Origin of the sequence: Algoriphagus litoralis, from assembly GCF_003259255.1 — a bacterium.
Taxonomy (GTDB): domain Bacteria; phylum Bacteroidota; class Bacteroidia; order Cytophagales; family Cyclobacteriaceae; genus Algoriphagus; species Algoriphagus litoralis.
This window is the reverse complement of the sequence record NZ_QGOL01000011.1, coordinates 202,752-221,820: the sequence shown is the minus strand read 5'-3', so window position 1 is coordinate 221,820 and position 19,069 is coordinate 202,752. Positions and strand designations below refer to the sequence as shown.

At 44.0% G+C, this 19,069-nt stretch carries 19 protein-coding genes; 4 read left to right on the top strand and 15 right to left on the bottom strand.

What is annotated here, in order from left to right; translation table 11 throughout:
• Positions 1-5 precede the first annotated feature (5 nt).
• A complete protein-coding gene (locus tag DK188_RS14095; RefSeq protein WP_111671455.1) occupies positions 6-965 on the bottom strand; it encodes a sodium-dependent bicarbonate transport family permease in 960 nt (319 codons plus the stop codon).
• Between the two features lie 86 nt (positions 966-1,051).
• Between DK188_RS14095 and DK188_RS14090 the strand changes: the two genes are divergently transcribed.
• Positions 1,052-1,984, top strand: coding sequence for a LysR family transcriptional regulator (locus tag DK188_RS14090; protein WP_111671454.1), 933 nt, complete (start codon positions 1,052-1,054; stop codon positions 1,982-1,984).
• A 52-nt stretch (positions 1,985-2,036) separates the two neighbouring features.
• A complete protein-coding gene (fabD, locus tag DK188_RS14085; RefSeq protein WP_111671453.1) occupies positions 2,037-2,912 on the top strand; it encodes an ACP S-malonyltransferase in 876 nt (291 codons plus the stop codon).
• Between the two features lie 56 nt (positions 2,913-2,968).
• On the opposite strand, the gene folK is transcribed toward fabD, so the two are convergent.
• The gene (folK, locus tag DK188_RS14080; RefSeq protein WP_111671452.1) at positions 2,969-3,454 is read right to left on the bottom strand and encodes a 2-amino-4-hydroxy-6-hydroxymethyldihydropteridine diphosphokinase; all 486 of its coding nucleotides are present in this window, start codon (positions 3,452-3,454) and stop codon (positions 2,969-2,971) included.
• A gap of 158 nt (positions 3,455-3,612) precedes the next feature.
• Here folK and sppA point away from each other — a divergent pair, with 158 nt between their 5' ends.
• Positions 3,613-5,379 carry a signal peptide peptidase SppA gene (gene sppA, locus DK188_RS14075; RefSeq protein WP_111671451.1) on the top strand — a complete coding sequence of 589 codons (1,767 nt, stop codon included), beginning with the start codon at positions 3,613-3,615 and terminating at the stop codon, positions 5,377-5,379.
• A 61-nt stretch (positions 5,380-5,440) separates the two neighbouring features.
• On the opposite strand, the gene DK188_RS14070 is transcribed toward sppA, so the two are convergent.
• Positions 5,441-6,334, bottom strand: coding sequence for a flavin reductase family protein (locus tag DK188_RS14070; RefSeq protein WP_111671532.1), 894 nt, complete (start codon positions 6,332-6,334; stop codon positions 5,441-5,443).
• A 154-nt stretch (positions 6,335-6,488) separates the two neighbouring features.
• Between DK188_RS14070 and DK188_RS14065 the strand changes: the two genes are divergently transcribed.
• Positions 6,489-7,337 (top strand): endonuclease/exonuclease/phosphatase family protein, encoded by an 849-nt coding sequence (locus DK188_RS14065; RefSeq protein WP_111671450.1) that lies wholly within the window; start codon positions 6,489-6,491, stop codon positions 7,335-7,337.
• Positions 7,338-7,434: 97 nt separating this feature from the next.
• Here the strand turns inward: DK188_RS14065 and DK188_RS14060 are convergent, their stop codons facing one another.
• The 12 genes from DK188_RS14060 to DK188_RS14005 all read right to left on the bottom strand — a co-directional run bounded on the left by DK188_RS14060 (position 7,435) and on the right by DK188_RS14005 (position 18,964).
• Complete coding sequence (locus tag DK188_RS14060) at positions 7,435-8,634, bottom strand: phosphoglycerate kinase (protein WP_111671449.1); 1,200 nt, start codon at positions 8,632-8,634, stop codon at positions 7,435-7,437.
• A gap of 263 nt (positions 8,635-8,897) precedes the next feature.
• Positions 8,898-9,860: an L-threonylcarbamoyladenylate synthase gene (locus tag DK188_RS14055; protein WP_111671448.1), complete on the bottom strand. Its 963-nt coding sequence runs from the start codon at positions 9,858-9,860 to the stop codon at positions 8,898-8,900.
• Positions 9,861-10,586 (bottom strand): tetratricopeptide repeat protein, encoded by a 726-nt coding sequence (locus DK188_RS14050; RefSeq protein WP_232825740.1) that lies wholly within the window; start codon positions 10,584-10,586, stop codon positions 9,861-9,863.
• Between the two features lie 16 nt (positions 10,587-10,602).
• Positions 10,603-11,037, bottom strand: a complete 435-nt coding sequence (locus tag DK188_RS14045) for an acyl-CoA thioesterase (RefSeq protein WP_111671447.1) — start codon at positions 11,035-11,037, stop codon at positions 10,603-10,605.
• Positions 11,037-11,588 (bottom strand): NUDIX hydrolase, encoded by a 552-nt coding sequence (locus tag DK188_RS14040; protein ID WP_111671446.1) that lies wholly within the window; start codon positions 11,586-11,588, stop codon positions 11,037-11,039. Before DK188_RS14040 ends, DK188_RS14045 begins: the two co-directional genes overlap by 1 nt.
• 2 nt (positions 11,589-11,590) lie before the next feature.
• Entirely contained in the window at positions 11,591-12,184 is a 594-nt protein-coding gene (locus tag DK188_RS14035; RefSeq protein WP_111671445.1) for a hypothetical protein, read from the bottom strand.
• Positions 12,177-14,099, bottom strand: coding sequence for a RecQ family ATP-dependent DNA helicase (locus DK188_RS14030; RefSeq protein ID WP_111671444.1), 1,923 nt, complete (start codon positions 14,097-14,099; stop codon positions 12,177-12,179). The genes DK188_RS14035 and DK188_RS14030 overlap by 8 nt, the downstream gene beginning before the upstream one ends.
• Positions 14,100-14,876, bottom strand: coding sequence for an enoyl-CoA hydratase/isomerase family protein (locus DK188_RS14025; protein WP_111671443.1), 777 nt, complete (start codon positions 14,874-14,876; stop codon positions 14,100-14,102).
• 62 nt (positions 14,877-14,938) lie between these two features.
• Positions 14,939-16,876, bottom strand: coding sequence for a ComEC/Rec2 family competence protein (locus DK188_RS14020; RefSeq protein ID WP_111671442.1), 1,938 nt, complete (start codon positions 16,874-16,876; stop codon positions 14,939-14,941).
• A gap of 87 nt (positions 16,877-16,963) precedes the next feature.
• Positions 16,964-17,536, bottom strand: a complete 573-nt coding sequence (locus DK188_RS14015) for a DUF3575 domain-containing protein (protein WP_111671441.1) — start codon at positions 17,534-17,536, stop codon at positions 16,964-16,966.
• A 35-nt stretch (positions 17,537-17,571) separates the two neighbouring features.
• Positions 17,572-18,003: a GNAT family N-acetyltransferase gene (locus tag DK188_RS14010; RefSeq protein WP_111671440.1), complete on the bottom strand. Its 432-nt coding sequence runs from the start codon at positions 18,001-18,003 to the stop codon at positions 17,572-17,574.
• A complete protein-coding gene (locus DK188_RS14005; RefSeq protein WP_111671439.1) occupies positions 17,975-18,964 on the bottom strand; it encodes a PhoH family protein in 990 nt (329 codons plus the stop codon). The genes DK188_RS14010 and DK188_RS14005 overlap by 29 nt, the downstream gene beginning before the upstream one ends.
• Positions 18,965-19,069: the final 105 nt, after the last annotated feature.

Genomic DNA, 19,069 nt, shown 5'->3' with positions numbered 1-19,069 from the left:
ACATACTAAATCACCTGAATAATCATCCAATAAATAGGCATGCCCAAAGTCAGGTTGAATGGAAAAGTGACTGCCAGGGCCATAGGTACGTACAGTCCCTCATCCGCCTCAGGATTTGCGAGCTTCATGGCAGCAGGTACGGCGATATAGGATGCAGAAGCCGCCAAAATCGAAAAAATCAAACGATCTCCGGCATCTGGAGCTATCCAATGACTCAATACGGCCACAACACAACCATTGATGAAAGGAACAAGGATCGCAAAGGCCGTGGTGAAATACCCATATTTGAAGAATGCCTTCAGTTTTTTCCCACTGTTGATTCCCATATCCAATAGGAATACTGCCAAAAACCCCTTGAATATATCTGTGACAAAAGGCTTAATCCCTTCTGCCTGTTTTTCATCGGCGATCAGGCCAATCACCAAACTTCCCAAAATCAAAAGAACTGAGCCATTGGTAAATGCATGGAAAATGATGCTTTTCAATCCACCTTCTGGTTTCTGATCCGAATATTTTTGGAGCAAAATCACCCCTGAGATAATTGCTGGAGCCTCCATCAAAGCCATGACGGCCACCATATGCCCACCGAAAGTCACACCCTGCATTTCCAAAAATGCCACTGCTGCTACAAACGTAACTGCCGAGATCGAACCGTACGCCGCAGAAATTGCAGAAGCATTGGCTACCCCTAGCCTCTTTTTCAAAATGAAAAAAGTATAAAAAGGTACTAGGGCCGAAAGCAAAACACCAAATGCCAGCGCATAAATAATCCCATAGTCCAACTGGCTGTGAGAGAGTTCCTGTCCCCCTTTGAACCCTATCGAGAGCATGAGATAAAGGGCAATAAATTTAGCGCTGGTTCCGGGTATCTCTAGGTCACTTTTAAGCTTTACTGCCAAAATCCCAAGGATGAAAAAAAGTAAACTGGGATTGGTGAGATTACTGATCAGTATTTGAAAATCCATGCCGCAAATATCTTTTTGATTTTTCAAAAAGAAAATAAAAACATATATTATTTTTATCACGTATACTTTTTACATTAATTTTATTTATGAACATAACCCTTCATCAACTTCGCGCATTTCAGGCTGTAGCCAAGTACCAAAGCATCACCAAAGCTGCCGATGCAATGAATATGACCCAGCCAGCTGTTTCAATTCAATTAAAAAATCTTCAGGAACAGTTTTCTGTTCCTTTGACCGAGATCATCGGTAAGAAAATCCACATCACCGAATTCGGTCAAGAACTGGTAGATACCGCTGAACGGATATTTGCAGAGATGGACTCTATTGAGACCAAAATGCTGGAATTAAAGGGCCTATTAGGCGGGAAAATCAGGATATCTTCCGTCTCCACCGGGAAATACATCATCCCATACCTCATGTCGGATTTTATGCAAATCCATCCCCATGTAGACATCAGTCTGGAAGTGTCCAACCGCTACAATGTCCTGGCTCATCTTCAGGAAAACACCACAGACTTGGCATTAGTCTCCATCTTACCGGATGATTTAGATTTGGAAAGCATCAGCATTGCCGAAAACAACTGGTATCTTACCTGTGCTTTTGATAAACTAGATTTTTTCAAAAAAGAAATAGCGAAAGAAAACTGGAAAAACGTACCGATGATCCTACGCGAGAAAGGCTCCGGAACGCGTACGACCATGGAGAAATTTTTTACCGAACGGGATATCCTCATCGAAAGCAAAATGGAATTGGCTACCAATGAGGCGGTCAAGCAAGCAGTAATGGCTGGACTTGGAGTTTCCGTTTTATCCAATTTCTCCATGACACAAGAACTTATTGACCAAAGACTTGCGGTAATCCCCTATCCCGGATTGCCACTCAAAGCTGATTGGAGATTGATCTGGCTGAAGCAAAAAAAGCATCCGCCCGCAGTAAAGGCCTTTATCAGATGGTTGGGAGAAAACAAGGATGAAATCTTCAAAGGGCATTTTCCTACTCTGGAAAGCTTAGGTTTATGACAAACCCACCCGTGGCAAAAAGCCCTATATTTGCAATTCCAACCAAGAAATAATGAAAGCATTTGTTTTTCCGGGCCAAGGAGCCCAGTTCCCAGGAATGGGAAAGTCACTTTATGAAGAAAACCCAGAAGCCAAAGCCCTTTTTGAAAAAGCGAACGATATCCTGGGATTCAGAATCACCGACATCATGTTTGATGGGACGGAAGAAGAACTGAAACAAACCAAAGTCACTCAACCGGCAATTTTCCTCCATTCGGTGATTCTGGCCAAAACCACACCTGATTTCGCTCCAGATATGGTGGCAGGTCATTCGCTCGGTGAATTTTCTGCATTGGTTGCTAATGGGGCCCTGGCATTTGAAGACGGGCTAAAGCTTGTCTACCAGCGTGCGCTTGCGATGCAGGAAGCCTGTGAAATCAATCCATCAACTATGGCTGCAATTCTGGGCCTGGCAGATGAAAAAGTCGAAGAAATCTGTGCGGAAATCACCGACGAAATCGTTGTCCCTGCCAATTACAATTGTCCGGGCCAATTGGTAATCTCAGGTTCAAACAAAGGAATTGAAATTGCCTGTATCAAAATGAAAGACGCAGGGGCCAAACGGGCTTTACCCTTGCCTGTGGGAGGAGCCTTTCACTCCCCTTTGATGGAGCCTGCCCGAGAAAAACTTCAAAAAGCCATCGAAGAAACCCAGTTCTCTTCTCCGATCTGCCCGGTCTACCAAAATGTAAGCACAACCGCTGTATCTAATGTAGAAGTCATCAAAAACAACCTGATCATGCAACTGACTGCGCCAGTGAAGTGGACCCAATCCGTCCAAAACATGGTCAAAGATGGCGCAACTCAATTTATCGAATGTGGGCCGGGTAAGGTACTCCAAGGATTGGTTAAAAAAATCCATTCTGAGGCTGAAGTTTCCAGTATCTAAAATTTTCAAATCCCGCCTTCAAGCGGGATTTGAGTTTACTATCTTATTCACTGTTGCTATTTTATCCAAATCTTTACCTCGCTTGGATCTTTGCACGCTTCCAGCATTTCAAGGGGAAGTCTTCCAGTAGTGGGATGAATTTTATCCGGTAAAAATTCCGATAGAGGGACGAGGATAAATTTCCGGTCGGCAATATACGGATGTGGGATTTTGAGTCGATCTGAGTTGATTTCCAATGACCCGAAGTATAAGATATCAATATCCATCGTCCGGTCACCCCAGTGCTCTTCACGTGTTCTCCCGAGATCCCGCTCAATCTCCTGGATGATATCCAGTACTTCTTCTGGATCAAGTCCCGTAGAAATTAGGGCCAATTGGTTTAAAAAATCACCTTTGGCTTTTCCGCCCCAGGCGGCAGTCTGATAGATTTTGGAGACCTTGATCAGCTGAAAATGATCGTTGAGCAATTCGATGGCTCTGAAAAGCAACTTTTCCCGATCACCTTTGTTTCCACCTAGACTTAGTACAACCTCAGTTTGCATCGCTTGTCACTTTTCCATTGTAAAGGTCAGCTAAAAAGGGCAAATTTCGAGTTCAAAACCAAATCAAATCGATTCCTGAGAGAAGATTTGTCCCAATTGAAAGGACAAATCGACTCAAGGTAGATCAAGTTGACTTAAAGTAATCAAATTATACACACATGAAATTCCTAGGCAATGTATTGGCTGTAATTGTCGGCCTCTTCATTTTTACCATCCTCAGCACACTGGTGTTTTTTGGCATCATCGGGATGATTGCAGCTTCATCAGACACTGAAGTTACTGTTAAAGAAAATTCCATCCTCCACCTGGATCTGAACGGGAGAATCCTTACAGAAAGAACTTCAGAGGATGACTTGGGCTTGGGTGCTTTTGGAAATCCATTTGGAGGTGACATGAACGCAGGTCTGGTCAATCTGAAAAAAGCCATCACCGAAGCCAAAACCAATGACAAAATCAAGGGTATTTACCTAAATACTGGCCTGATCATGGCAGGTCAGGCAGGATTGCTTGAATTGAGAGAGGCCCTCATCGATTTCAAAGAATCCGGAAAATTCATCCTCACCTACGACGAAGCATACAGTGAAGGAGGTTATTTCTTAGCTTCTGTGGCTGACGAAATCTACCTCAATCCGCTTGGCGCAATTGACTTCAATGGATTTTCTTCCGAGACAGTTTTCATCAAAGGCTTTTTTGAAAAAGTGGGAATCAAACCGGAGGTTTTCCGTGTAGGAGAATTTAAAAGTGCTGTTGAGCCCTTCATCCTGGACAAAATGAGCGAAGAAAACCGACTTCAAACCCAATTCTTCCTCGATGACATCAATAATCTTGCAATTGCTCAGATTGCAGATTCAAGGGGGATTGCTCTAGACAGCTTGAAAAAAATCAATAACCTAATGCTGGTCAGAAAAGCTGAGGATGCCGTCACCTACAAGCTTGCCACTGCGTTAGCCTACGAAGATGAAATACATGCCAAACTGCGCGAAAAACTGGGATTAGGAGAAGATGATGACATCCCGACCATCAACGCCACAGATCTAGGTTCCGTGGCAAAATCAAAAAATGTGACTTCTAAGAATCGCATTGCTGTGATCATCGCAGAGGGTCAAATTGTTGGCGGAAGTGCAGAAGGAGTAATCAGCTCCGAGAAATTTGCGAAAGAAATCCGGAAGGCCAGAAAAGATGAAAACATCAAAGCCATCGTCCTGCGAGTGAATTCACCAGGCGGGTCCATAGTGGCTTCTGAGGTGATCTGGAGAGAGATGACTCAAGCCAAAAAAGTCAAACCTGTGATCGTTTCCATGGGCGAAGTAGCTGCCTCTGGGGGATATTACATTTCAGCACCAGCCGATACAATCGTTGCTCAGCCCAACACGATTACTGGTTCAATCGGGATATTCGGACTATGGTTTAATGTCAAAGAACTAATCAATGACAAACTTGGCGTCACCACAGATGTGGTTTCTACGGGAGAACTTTCTGATTTCATGAATCCAAGTAGAGATTTGACCGAAGTGGAACGAACCATCATTCAAACAAACATCGAGGAAGGATACGAGACATTTATATCCCGCGTAGCGGAAGGTAGGGGAATGCATGTGGATTCAGTGAAAAAAATAGCTTCCGGCAGAGTCTGGACCGGAACTCAGGCAAAAGAAAGAGGATTGGTCGATGTACTAGGTGGACTGGACACAGCAATTGAAATCGCTGCGGCAAAAATCGATGCTGGCGAAGATTACCGAGTAGTCTATTACCCAGCTCAAAAACAATGGTTCGAAGAATTCTTCAGCAGCTTCGGAGACAAAGTAAAAGTACAGGTACTCAAAGCCCAACTCGGCGAAAACTATTACCTGGTAGAGAAGATCAAAAACCTTCAAAATTACCAAGGAATTCAGGTGAGAATGCCTCAGGACATTGTTATTAAATAATTCTCCCCACTCCTGAAGAAAAAAGAACGCTCCGAAATTGATTTCCGGGGCGTTCTTTTTTCTATTGCCTTTGAAGTAAAAACTTCCAAGCCAACCCTACATTTCCAGCTTCCAGTTCTTCCTTTGCACGTAGGTGCAGGTGATCCAGCCAAGAGTCCGGATCATTTTTAAAGCGAATCCGCATTTCAGCGATTTCCTCAGATGTAGAAAATGCCTGAATCTCCTCTTCGGTCGGCAATTCCATCACATTACCCAATCTCCCCAAGTTGTTTCCTGTCAAAATCGAACTTGTTCGAATCACTTCCGGAATTTGATCCACTCCGATTCCCAAATTGGTAAGCGGCTTAGGGATTTGAAACAACGAATCAGGAGTAATCCTCGAATACCAACTTCCTCCCAGCCGCGCCACTGGACTCAATTTAAAGGGATCAATGACTCCTTTTTCATCCAAAATAGATTCATTGATGTGGATGGCGATGACTTCACAGATGACCAGATTACCGGCTCCTCCTCCTGTCCCCAAGGCTTTCACTTCATTCACCTTACACTCTAGGGCCACTGCAGCTTCCTTTACTCTTGGTGGAGCGATTAGATCAGATTTCACAGGGGTTAAGCCTGCCTTTTCAAACTCATTTACACCCTTGGGATATTCCGTACTGGCCAGCGACATCTGCTCCACCTGGTCATAGCCTACAATATGGATTACCACCTCGGGAACTTCCAGGACATTGTCCAAGGTATGCTTGGTTGTATTATCGCGAACTCGTCGTGAAGGTGAAAAAACCAAAATAGGTGGATTAGCGCTGAACATATTAAAAAAACTGAAGGGGCTCAAATTCACATTTCCAGCCTTATCTACCGTACTGGCAAATGCGATCGGCCGGGGAGTCACTGCCCCTTGGAGTAGGTTTTGAACTTCAGCGGGTTGGAGATCTTTAGGGTAAAAGGTTTTCATTTCCATGAATTTTGATTCCGGCAAGTGAACCGGATGATGTAATGTTAAATAATTAATCCAAATGGATTATTTAGCCCTTCCCAATTTCATTTCATCAAATTAGGGTGCAACTTTAAACAGTTCAAGTCATTTTCCACGAAATAGTTCCTGAATTATGTTCCAAAAAACAATTTCAATTCTCTTTTTAGCTTTCTCACTGATTTTTATTTCTTCAGAAAATCTAAGTGCACAAACCCACCAATTTGCCACCTTCAATGTCAGATACGCCAATCCCAATGACACAGGAAATCTCTGGGAGGATCGACTTCCCCACGTAATCAGCTTGATTCAGTTTCACAAAATCGGCCTTTTTGGAACGCAGGAGGGACTTTCGCACCAAGTCAATCAGATGAGTGAAGGTTTAGGCTATGAATTCCTTGGCGTAGGCAGAGATGATGGAGCTGAAAAAGGTGAATACACCGCCATTCTTTTCGACCCAAAACTGTATAAACTTGAAGACTCCGGCACATTTTGGCTTTCCCCAACTCCTGAAACTCCAAGCAAAGGCTGGGATGCAGCGCTCAACCGGATTTGCTCTTGGGGAAAGTTCAAAGATCAAAAAGGCAAGGAATTCTACGTCTTCAATGTGCACTACGACCATATCGGTCAGCTAGCCCGCGAGGAAAGCAGTAAGCTCGTGGTCGCCAAAATCAAAGAAATCAACACCAAAAATCTACCGGTCATCCTGATGGGTGATTTCAATGTGACACCAGACAATCCGGCCTACACCACCATCACTGCTGATTCCTCTTGGAAGGATGCACGATTGGTTTCAATAATTCCGGCCTACGGTCCAAAAGGCACCTTTAGTGCCTTTGATTGGGATAGAATGCCCGATGGAATTATTGATCATGTCTTTGTTCAAGGCAAAATCCAGGTCATTCGCCATGGGATCCTGACAGATAATTATGGAAAAAAATACCCTTCCGACCACTTTCCTGTGCTGGTTGAGATTGAGTTTTAAGCTTATCCAAAAAAGTAAGGCCAGCTCGAAAGCTGGCCTTACTTTTTTTTTACTCCTACCAAGGTTTGGAATTAGGGCAGGTATTTAGTTTTTCAAATTATTCTGCAAGAGCTGCTACTCCCGGAAGCACTTTGCCTTCCATGTGCTCCAGCAATGCGCCACCTCCAGTGGAGACATAAGAAACTTGGTCAGTGTAGCCAAACTTATTCACAGCTGCAGCAGAATCACCACCGCCGATTAGCGAGAAAGCCCCATTTCTGGTTGCTTCAGCCACATACTCGGCGATTGCTTTGGTTCCTTTGTCAAAAGACTCCATCTCAAAAACCCCCATTGGACCATTCCAAAGGATAGTTTTAGATTCCAAAATTGTCTTACCAAAGAGCTCACGGGTTTTTGGTCCGATATCCAAGCCCATCCAACCATCAGGAATCTCACCTTTGTTTGCCATTCCTTGGTTGGCTGTATTGGAGAAATCATCTGCAATAACTGTATCCACAGGAAGGATTAAGTTTACTCCTTTTGCCTTGGCGGTCTCCATCAGTTCGAGTACGAAATCCATCTTATCGGCTTCCAGAAGTGAATTACCGATTGACCCACCTTGCGCTTTAGCAAAGGTGTAAGACATCCCACCTCCGATGATCAGGTTGTCTACTTTCTCCAACAATCGCTCGATGATCAGGATTTTGTCGGCAATTTTTGCTCCACCCATGATGGCCGTGTAGGGTCGCTCTGGATTCCCAAGAACCTTATCTGCATTGGTCAATTCGGATTCCATTAGGTAACCTGCAACTTTATCTTTGAAAAATTCAGCGATAACGGCTGTAGAAGCATGAGCCCTGTGAGCAGTACCAAAGGCATCATTCACATAGACATCACCCAATTTTGCGAGCTTTCCGGCAAAGTCTTTATCGCCTTTCTCTTCTTCTTTGTAAAATCTTAGATTCTCCAGCAACAGCACTTCTCCTGCTTTCAGACCTGCGGCTTTGCTCTCGGCCTCTTCGCCGATGCAATCTGATGCAAATTGAACTTTGGTCCCCAAAGCTGCTTCGACTGCTGAAACAATATGCTTGAGTGAATATTTATCCTCAGGTCCACCTTTTGGTCGGCCTAAGTGCGACATCAAGATCGCCGAACCTCCATCGCTGAGAACTTTTTTAATGCTGGGAACAGCAGCTTGAATTCGGGTATCGTCCGAAACAGAAAAATCTTCATTCAAAGGGACATTAAAATCCACTCGGATGAGTGCTTTTTTGCCTGCAAAGTTCAGGCTATCGACATTTTTTACGGTTGAACTCATAGGATTAGTTTAATGGGTTTTCAAATTTCTCTTTCAAAAAGAGTTTGAATTTAAGCCAATTTCATGCAAATCTTGGCCTTTCGCTGTGATCAATTTGCGAATTCTTTCAATTGACATTTCGAAATCGATTGAATGAATTTAGAGATTCAAAAATTGAAGATTGGAAAATTGGAAAAATACCCGCTGCTAAGAGACACCGTGCTTCGACTCCACTCCGTCTGAAAACAATAACCTAAAGACTGTACACTGCGACTGCTTACTGATCACTTAGCAGCCGCTCTTCTGAGCCGGTCATTGATGGCCCTTCCTAGCCCTTCATCAGGAAGTAATTCTGCCAAAATAACACTTGAATTGCCTTCATCAAGCTTTCGCATAGCGGAAAAAAGATTTTTTGCAGCTTCGTGGAGATTTTGCTCTGGACTGAGAACAATCTGATTTTCGGGTGAAAGCTCAGGAAAAAAATCTGCAAAACTCAAAACAGAAAAATTAATGTTATTAGCCAAATTTTCGATCACCAATACATTCAGATCACCCAATACAAAAGGTTTTCGGGGAGCATAATGACTGTCCAATTGACCTGGTGCCGCTGGATTGCTGGAGCTATGATCTTTGATTTTGACAGGGCCAATGAGCTTTTCTATAGCCGAAATCTCCAATCCTCCCAAGCGGTAAATTACCACTTCATCTTCTTCCAAACCTACAATCGTACTTTCCAAGCCCACTTCGCAAGCACCTCCATCGAGAATATAGCTGATTTTTGATCCCAGTTGCGCATCGACATGCTGGGGGTTGGTCGGGCTGATGTAGCCAAAGGGATTGGCACTGGGAGCTGCCAGCGGAAAGTCAAGCGATTCCAGCAAAGCCAAGGTAAGCGGATGCTTAGGGACTCGCACAGCTACTCGCTCCAAGCCTGAAGTCACCAAATCGGGGACATTAGATTTGCGAGGCAAAAGCAGAGTCAAGGGCCCAGGCCAAAAGTTCTCCGCGAGGATTTTTAGCTTTTCAGGAAAAAATGAAACAAAATCCCCGACTCTTTCAATCGAAGCAGTATGCAAAATCAAAGGATCGAAAGCCGGTCTATTTTTCGTCTCAAAGATCAAGGCAACCGCTTCCGAGTCTAGAGCATTCCCTGCCAAACCGTACACGGTCTCGGTGGGAATGGCAACCAATTGGCCCGATTGCAGCAAGTCCTTTGCTTGAACGATATCTTTCCCGATCTCCGCCATTTACTCACAAAAGTCGGTAATCCAAGTTTGCGCCTCTGAATAGCCCAGCGAAAGTGCCATTCGAAGATCTGCACACCCTTCATTTTTCTGTCCCAAAGCACTCATTCTAGTGATTCCCAAAAGGTAGTACGCTTCTCCGTTCTTAGGATCCAGATTGACTGTATTGGTGAGCGACTCCAGCCCGTGAATTGGATCATTCATTCCTAGCTCTGCCTTTGCTTTTCTGAATTGGGCCTCAGCTTGATTGGGGTTGGATTGAAGTACTGCCTGAAAGTCCAAAAGCGCATCTTCATATTCCTCCATGTTCAGGAGCGCAGTTCCACGATTAAAGAATATGTCCGTTTGCGAGGGATCCAGCGCACTGGCGATGTTGAAGTCGGCTAATGCCGCTTTGAAGTTTTCTAATTCCATTTTGGCATTTCCCCGGTTAAACCAGGCTTTATAGCTGGTCGAATCTGCCTGAATGGCCTGATCAAATACCGGAATTGCTTCCTGGATTCTTCCCTGCTGAAACAGTGCGACTCCTTTGGCATTCAAAGCAGTGGCATTAGCAGGGTTTTTCTCCAGCAACTGATCAAAGTAATTAATCGCTTCTGGCCAGGCTTGAGCGTCCATTTTCTCAATACCAGATTTTAGCAATTCTTCCTCACTGGGGCTGCAGGCAACTAGGCTCGCGCAAAGCAAACCCAAAATCCAAAGTCGTATCACGGCGTAAATTTTCGGCAAAGATAGGAAAAATGAACTAGGAGCTTGCCAGCTTTAACCGGTATTCCTCAGGCACAGGGACAGGACGCATCGTTTTCATATCCACGGATACCATGATGCATTTGCATTTTGCAAAAACATGGGATTCCCCTTTACTATCAGTCCCAATTAGGTATTGCTCTAGGTCAAAAGAAGAATTACCTATCCGTGAGCATTTGACCATAGCCTCCACTTGATCTTCCAGATGAATCGGGCGAAGGTAATCGATCTCTATCCTGCCCACGACCGTACCTATCGTCATGACATTCCAGTCACAGACTTGGTACAGAAAAACAGCCCTCGCATGCTCGAAATAGCTAAAATAAATACCGTTGTTCACATGCAGATATCCATCGATATCCGAAAATCGAATCTGGATTGGGGTAGAAAAAGAAAATTGGGATTTTAGATTTGCCGGATCTAGGAGTTCCATCAAAGGAGAATTTCTGATTTACTGGTTTTTTCAAGCATTCGAAGAATAGACGGATTATACCCAATCATATCCACTACAGAGTCAAAAGTAATCCAAGCCAAAGAAATGCTTTCGTCACTCATGATGAGCTTTTCGTTGATGTCCGCTTCGAAAATGTAACGAACGTCGTAGTGAAAATGCTCTTTGACATGGGGTCGCTCTGGAATAATGTGCTTATCCAAGTCAAAAATCGTCGAGTCAACTAACTTCAGCGAAGTCAATCCACTTTCTTCTTCCGCTTCTTTCAGTGCAACTTCAATCAGGTTTTCATTGCCATCAGCATGCCCGCCCAACTGAAGCCAACGCCCCAATTTTCGATGCAAGGTTAGGAGCGTATGCGTTCTTTTTTTGTTGACAATCCAGGCAGAAGCAGTGAAGTGGCCATCCAACCGCTCCCTTCTGTAGGCATCTTCATCGAGGGTCAGGTCGATAAAATCTGCAATGAATGCAGACTCCTCTTCGTAAGGAGTCCGGTAGATTTCCAGTTGGTTTCTAAAAGTATTTCTATTCATTTTCAATGTTTTTCAAATATCCCATCCATCAATTGGTCGAAGGGCATAGCATCCTGATAGAGCCGGTCGGAATAGACCGTCGCCAGTAATTTGATGTAGCTGGGTTTATTGTCTACTGTCACTTTTTCCAAAGCGACATTTCCGTAAAGTTGAGAAATCAATTCTCCCTCCACGGGAAGCTGCAAGGGAGGTTTGAAATAAAACTTCTCCGTCACTTTCACCTGATCGTTGATTTCTTCCATTTTTCGATCAAGCGATACTTGCTCATAGCCCAAAGCTAAAAGCCTTTGACTAAAAGCCAAGAAAAGCCTCGAAAATGATTTCGGATTCAAGGGGTTTTCATAACTCAACGCAAAGCCATTGGCATAGGGCGAATCAAATACATGGACTTGCGGATGATCATTGATCCCGGCTCTTTTGTAATGGTAATTTTTGTAAATCAGCGAAAAAAGCTCCCTGAACTCCTCAGAATCTATCCACGAATCCAAATCTGCCTGATCGATCTCCTTCACAGTGAAATTCTCCTTTACTTTCAAAGGCACCTTCTCGGCGGATTTAAATACTTTTTTGAACAGATCGTCTAGAAATTTACTCATGGGATTGTAAAGAAAGGAGGTCATCCGAAGATCGACTGATTTGACCCTGATCCACCCACTGTCGGATCAGTTTGAGATGGTATGCCGAGGCAGGCTTTTTGATTTTTTCGAAAAGCTCACGCTCCGATAACTCCCCAAATTCCGCTAAAGTTTCGAATACCTTAGCTTTCATTCGCTCCTCCTGAGATTCAGGGGCCTTATTTTTCTTCATTTCTATGCAGATATCGCAGATTCCGCAGACGTTATCAGTCTTTTCTCCGAAATATTCCTGAATAAACTGCGTTCGGCAGATCCTGTTTTGCTGCGCAAAGTCGACCATACGCTTTGCCTTTTCCAGGGTCAACTCTTTGCGCGCTTTAATCCGCTGATGATTGAGAGGAAGCTTTCCTGCGTCATACCTCGGCGTCAGAAAAGTGAGTTGAGGCTTGTCTTTCCGTTGATCATAGTCCATCACTTCCAATTTTTCAAGATCCTGAAGCAACTTGACGACATCAGCTTCCCGCATGTCGAGCGATTTGGCGAGTTTACTTTCCTGAATCTTGATGTATTCTGAAAAGAGATTCCCTCCATAGGTCCTGAGGAGCATTTTGATGACGGGATCGAGCTTTGCGTAAGCAATCTGAACTTCATATAGCCTGCTGGGATCTACCCGAAAATGGACTCGAGAAGGAGTAAAAAAACTTTCATTCACTTCCACAAAACCTTCCTCGGCCAATACTTTGAGTGCATAAAAAGCATCCAAAACTGCCAACTCATAGGTGTTGCAAAAATCAGAAAGATCAAAATCAAAGCTACTGAGCATGTTGCTGCCTACTGCAAGCTGAAAATAATTGGCAAGACATTGATACACCCGCTTGAGAAAATCAATTGCCGGATAGACCAGTGCTGAACGATTGGACAGCAGCTCAAAATCCTGTTCATTAGACAACAGCACCGCAAAAGCCTTTTTGCCATCACGCCCTGCCCGCCCGGCTTCCTGATAGTAATTTTCGAGATTTTCGGGCAAATCACTATGGATGACCACTCGCACATCCGGCTTGTCGATCCCCATCCCAAAGGCATTTGTACTGACTATCACCCGAACTTGGTTTGCTTTCCAAGCCTCTTGCCGATCTGCTCGATCTGCATTGGACATGCCCGCATGATAGGCTGCGGCTGAGATCCCAAGCTGAGTCAAAACTTTGGCTATTTGATGTGTCCCCTGCCGATTTCGCACGTACCAGATGGCTGTACCGGGGATTCGCTTCAGGATTTCGATTCCTTTTTCCAGTTTGTTTTCGACCAGCCTGACACTGTAGCTGAGATTCCTCCGTGAAAAGCTCTGGTAAAATTCACGATGTGACTTCATTTCGAGTTTTTCTACGATGTCGGCACAGACTTGCGGAGTCGCTGAAGCGGTCAACGCGATGACATTCACCTTGGGATGAAAAACCCGTATAGCGGCAATTTCAAGATAAGGCGGACGAAAATCATAGCCCCACTGAGAAATACAATGTGCCTCATCCACCGCAATCAGATTGATATTCATCTGCCGAAAGCGCTCGATAAACAGCTCTTGTTTCAATCGTTCTGGGGAAACATAGAGAAACTTAAAATCACCATAAATGCAATTATCCAAGGTCGTATCGATCTCCCGATAGCTCATCCCGGAGTAGATCGCCGCGGCTTTGATTCCTTTTGCCTTCAGGTTGTCCACCTGATCTTTCATCAAGGCAATCAGCGGCGAAATTACCAGACAAATCCCTTCTCTGGCTAATCCTGGCACCTGGTAGCAGAGACTTTTTCCCCCGCCTGTCGGCAAAAGTGCCAGCGTGTCTTTCCCCTCCATCACCGAGTCGATGACCTGCTTCTGCACCGGGCGAAAGTCTTCCAGCCCAAATACCTGCCGAAGAATCTGAAGGAGGTTGGATTCCACTTACCAGCTGGGTTTGGTTTTACTTAAAAACGCGGAAATCCCTTTCACACAATCTCCGTTTGCACGTGCTTTTGCATTCGCTTCTGCAGCCAAATCCAATGCACGATGACGCTCCGCCTGGCCCAAACTCCGAAGTAATCGCTTGGTCTCCTGCATGGAAAATGCTGAATTATCCTCCACAAGCTTAGATGCAAATTCCTTTGTTCTTTTCGCTAAAAATTCCCGCTCCACCACTTCGGTGATCAAGCCCAAAGACACCGATTTGGACGAAGAGATCAATTCCCCCGAGAGCAGTAATTCGGCCGTTTTAGCCTGGCCTATTTGCTCCGAAAGAAAAACTGAAACCAAGGCTGGAACAAAGCCGATTTTCACTTCAGTGTATCCAAAAAGAGCCTCAGGAGCTGAAAAAGCAAAATCACACACCGTCACCAAACCACATCCTCCCGCCAAAGCATGCCCCTGAACTTGTGCAATGACAACTTTGGGATATTCATAAATCATGGAAAAAAGTGACTTGAGCCGATTGCTGTCTTCCAGATTTTCCTCATAGGAAAAATGCTGCATTCGCTGAATGTAATCCAGGTCAGCACCTGCACAGAAAGCTTTTCCTTCTGATTTAAGGATGACAACTTTCACCTGAGCGTCATTTTCAAAAGCAGCAAAAGCCTTTCCCAATTCAAGAATTAATTCCGGGCTGAGTGCATTCCGCTTCGCTGGGCGATTCAGGGTGATGTAGCCGATTTGGTTTGCTTTTTCTGTCAGAATAGGATGCTCCATAAGTTGAATTGGGTTTAGAAGGGATAAATTACAGGCATAAATCGCCACGACCAAGCAGGTGCTCAGAAAACTACCCGAAAAGCCCCAATACTTACCCGTAGGGAATCTATCACCTCCCTCTCCCGAATTGTTGATTGAGTGATTTCCTGGATCCGTTTAGGTTTCTGTTTATTCCAAAAGAAGGTTTTAGACGTAGGATTCATGGCCAAATCCCAAACCGGAAATTGGACTAGTGAATCATTTTCCGAAGCCAAACTTGGCTCAATCACCTGAGGCCGCTGTTCTGCAATCCGATTTGGATCGATAGCATAGCTGATTTGTTCTGGAGGAAAGCTTTCATTCCATGAAAAATGCCTGTTGCCGAGTGTGAAATCCAATAAGATTCCCTTTTCTCCGGAAAAAATCAACAACTCCTGATCAGCTCGATTTATTTCCCGATACAGCCGCTCTCCCGACCAAACTGAAAAAAGAAAGAGCGTCAAATAAACCATCTTTCTCCGATTGCCAAATTCCCAATTCGCCCAAACAATACAAATCCCCCAAACCAATATCATCCCCGAAATGGTAATGGTCAACCGATCGAGATTTCCTCCCGGGAAAAACTGAATCGCTCGTGTAAGCCAGTTTTGAAGCCAAATCAACCCTCCCACGGCCCAACCCAAAAGGTCTACTAAACCAGGCACCCAGCTCAAAGAAAGAAATGCTATACCGACCGACATCACGATAAATGACAGCGGAATAACAACTAGGTTGGCTAACAGAAAGTAGCTCGGGAAAATATGAAAGTAATACACCGACAGCGGAAAGGTCGCCAATTGTGCAGCGATACTCACTGTAGTCAGCTGCCAGCAATACTCCATCACCCGGTTGGGCGGTAGCCAATACCTCAAAATCAGCGGCTGAATCAGCAAAATTCCTGCTACTGCCGCATAGGAAAGTTGAAATCCTACTTCAAAGATCACTGCCGGGTTCAGCGTGATCATGAGTATTGCCGAAAAAGCCAAAATATTGAATGAGGAGGGTTTTCGCTTTCGCATTTGACCAGCTGTAAACAGGGAAAACATTGTGGCTGCGCGGATCACTGAAGGAGAAAATCCAGTGAGAACGGCATAGGTCCAAATCAATAAAATCACCCCTGTCAGATACATTTTACGCTGATTTGGCTTTAGTCTGATTCCTTTCAGTGGGAATAGCAAAATCGCATAAATGATCCCAACATGTAACCCAGAAACAGCCAAAATATGCATGGTTCCAGTCTCTGCATAGGCATTTTTGATGTCTTTATCGAGATTTTCCTTTTGCCCCAAAAGCAATGCAGCAGCAATCTGCTGAGACTCAGGTTGAGGTACTTTTAACTCGATCAGGGATCCTAGTTTCTTCCGGAAATTTGTAATCCAATACTTAGGCAAATCCACTTCAGCTGAATCAATAACCTTAAACTTCTCACCAATAAATTGTCGGAAATGAATATTTTTCCCAGCCAAAAAACCCCGGTAATCAAATTCATCGGGAAAAATTGGGGACGGAATTTCTTCGGGCGAATTCGCAACCCAAAGAACCTGGCCGGGCAGAAGTGGTTTTTTTCCTTTATGGTAAACCAAAACCTCGCCTTTTGATTTCTTCCAGCCACGACTATCCCTAAATGCAATGATCTCAAGTTGGTTTTCGAAGGAATTTGGCTTTTCGATATCGTGCTTACTTACCCTTGCTAAGTAAGAATCAGCCTCATCTAGTCGCATATCCCATGATCTGTCATTCAGTCCGGATTGGTTTTTTGCGAGAAAATAGCCCAGCGAAAAAAGAGAAACATAGGCCAAAATCGGCAAACTCAATCTAGTAAAATCATTAGATCGCCAAATCAAAATTAAATAAGCCAACCATGCAATTCCGATGAAAAGGAAAATCACAGATTGAGGAATTGGTACAGCGCCCTGTGCGCATACTACTCCGGCAACCAAAAAAGGGAGATATCTCAAAAAAGGAAAATCTGAAAACCTCATATATCTAAAAATTAAAGAATTAAGTTAGAAAAAAAACGGCAAAAAAAAGAGCCTTGAAAGGCTCTCTACTACGCTATTTGCAAAATCCTAAAATCTATATCCGAGGCTAAAACCGGCATTCACTTCTACCGCTGAAAATTTATCTGTCACAGACTCACTGAAGTTTCTTCCGACAGAGCCATAAGGACCAAATGCGAAATGCTCAGACACTTCCCATTTGTACCCTGCACCTACTCCCAAAATGAAGGCTGTCATATCCGTTGTGCTGATTGCACCGGAGGCTGGCTCCTCAAAATCACCAAATCTTAATTTCAATAGCGGAAACACATGAATTCTTCCATTAGGATTATTGCCGAAATAGAAGTTCATCGCTGCTTGAACAGCATTGGTTTTATATTTTTTCCCATTCTTTTCAGAATTATATCCAAATCGGTCATTGATATGGAGCTGAAGATCTAAAGAATGGTTATCACTGAGAAAACGCTCATACCCAAGTTCAAATGATCCCAAAAGAATCAGGTTGAGAAAATTAAGCTTCACTTCATTCTCAAATGTTCCCAGATTGGGATTGGAATTGGTAGAAGAAGAGATGACTTGCTGGGCATTGGCAGATAAACCTAGGCTTGAGACAAGGACGAGAACTAAGATGATTTTTTTCATTGGTTTTTAGTGGGGACAAAATTAAAATACAAGGATTAGGCCAATTGCATTTTGAAATGCTGGATGTTGCACTCCTCAAACATCTCTCCGACTTTTTCAAATCCAAATTTAGCATAAAGGGGCATTGCTGTCAGTTGAGCATGAAGATATTTGGTTCTGCCTTCTGCCATGGGATTTCCGTTGATATCACTAAGAACTGCGGCTACCAGTGCCTGCCCTACGCCCTTTCCCCGGGCCTCAGACAAGACGGCAAACCGTTCCATTTTTACACCTTTATCAGTGAATCTCCATCTGGCAGTTCCTACGGGCATTTCATTTAGTTTTGCCAAAAAGTGGGTAGAGCTTGATTCAAACTCATCGTATTCCTTTGAGGCATCTACTTCCTGCTCGATTACAAATACAAGTTCTCGAATCTTAAATGCCTCGTCTAAGGCCTTTTTATCCGTTATTTTTTCGACTGTTAGCATCGTATCGCTTTTGATCTTCTAATTCCTGGTTTACCTCATAAGCTTCGATGATTGCCTTGACGAGTTTATGACGGATGACATCTTTGCCACTCAGGCTTACAACACCAATGCCTTTCACATCTTTGAGTATCCTCAGTGCTTCAGCCAAGCCCGATTTTTGCCTCACCGGCAAATCAACCTGTGTTTGGTCACCTGTGATAATCACCTTGGAATTGGGTCCCATCCGTGTCAAAAACATTTTGATCTGCTCTGAGGTGGTATTTTGTGCTTCATCCAATAATACAAAGGCATCGTGAAGAGTTCTTCCCCGCATATAGGCCAAGGGGGCGATTTCGATCACACGGGTTTCTTGATAGTATTTCAGCTTCTCCGGCGGAACCATATCCTGAAGCGCATCATAGATCGGTCTCAAATATGGATCAAGTTTTTCCTGAAGATCTCCGGGCAGAAAGCCGAGATTCTCCCCTGCCTCTACAGCAGGCCTTGTGATGATGATCCGCTTTACTTCACGATTTTTCAAGGCACGTACTGCCAAAGCCACAGCAATATAGGTTTTACCGGTACCAGCAGGACCTAGTGCAAAAACCAAATCGTTTTTCATGGCTGCCTCGACGAGTTTGCGTTGATTTGGGGATTTGGGTTTGATGACCAGGCCTTTATTCCCAAAGACAATCACTTGATCCCTGTTTGCCTCTTCAAATGGAATCCCCTCGATATCTAGGTAATCTTTCACATTCTCCGGAGTGATATGCCCAAATCGATCAAAGTGTTCCAAAAGCAGATTAATCAGATCATTGATCCTCAAAATCTCCGGTGCGCCGCCCTGAATCCGGATTTCATTTCCTCTTGATACGATTTTGCTCTGGGGAAAAGCTTGCGAAATTTGCCGAATATTCTCATTGGCTGTGCCCAGAAACTCAGCCAATGGTACATTTTCTAAAGTGATTACTTTTTCTACCAAACTTATTTATTGATTAAGGTTTACCTTGAAGGCTAAAGAATAAAATTTCTATTTTTGTTCGCTCCCCCTCAAACAAAATTACACAATTTTAATAGACTTGCTTGT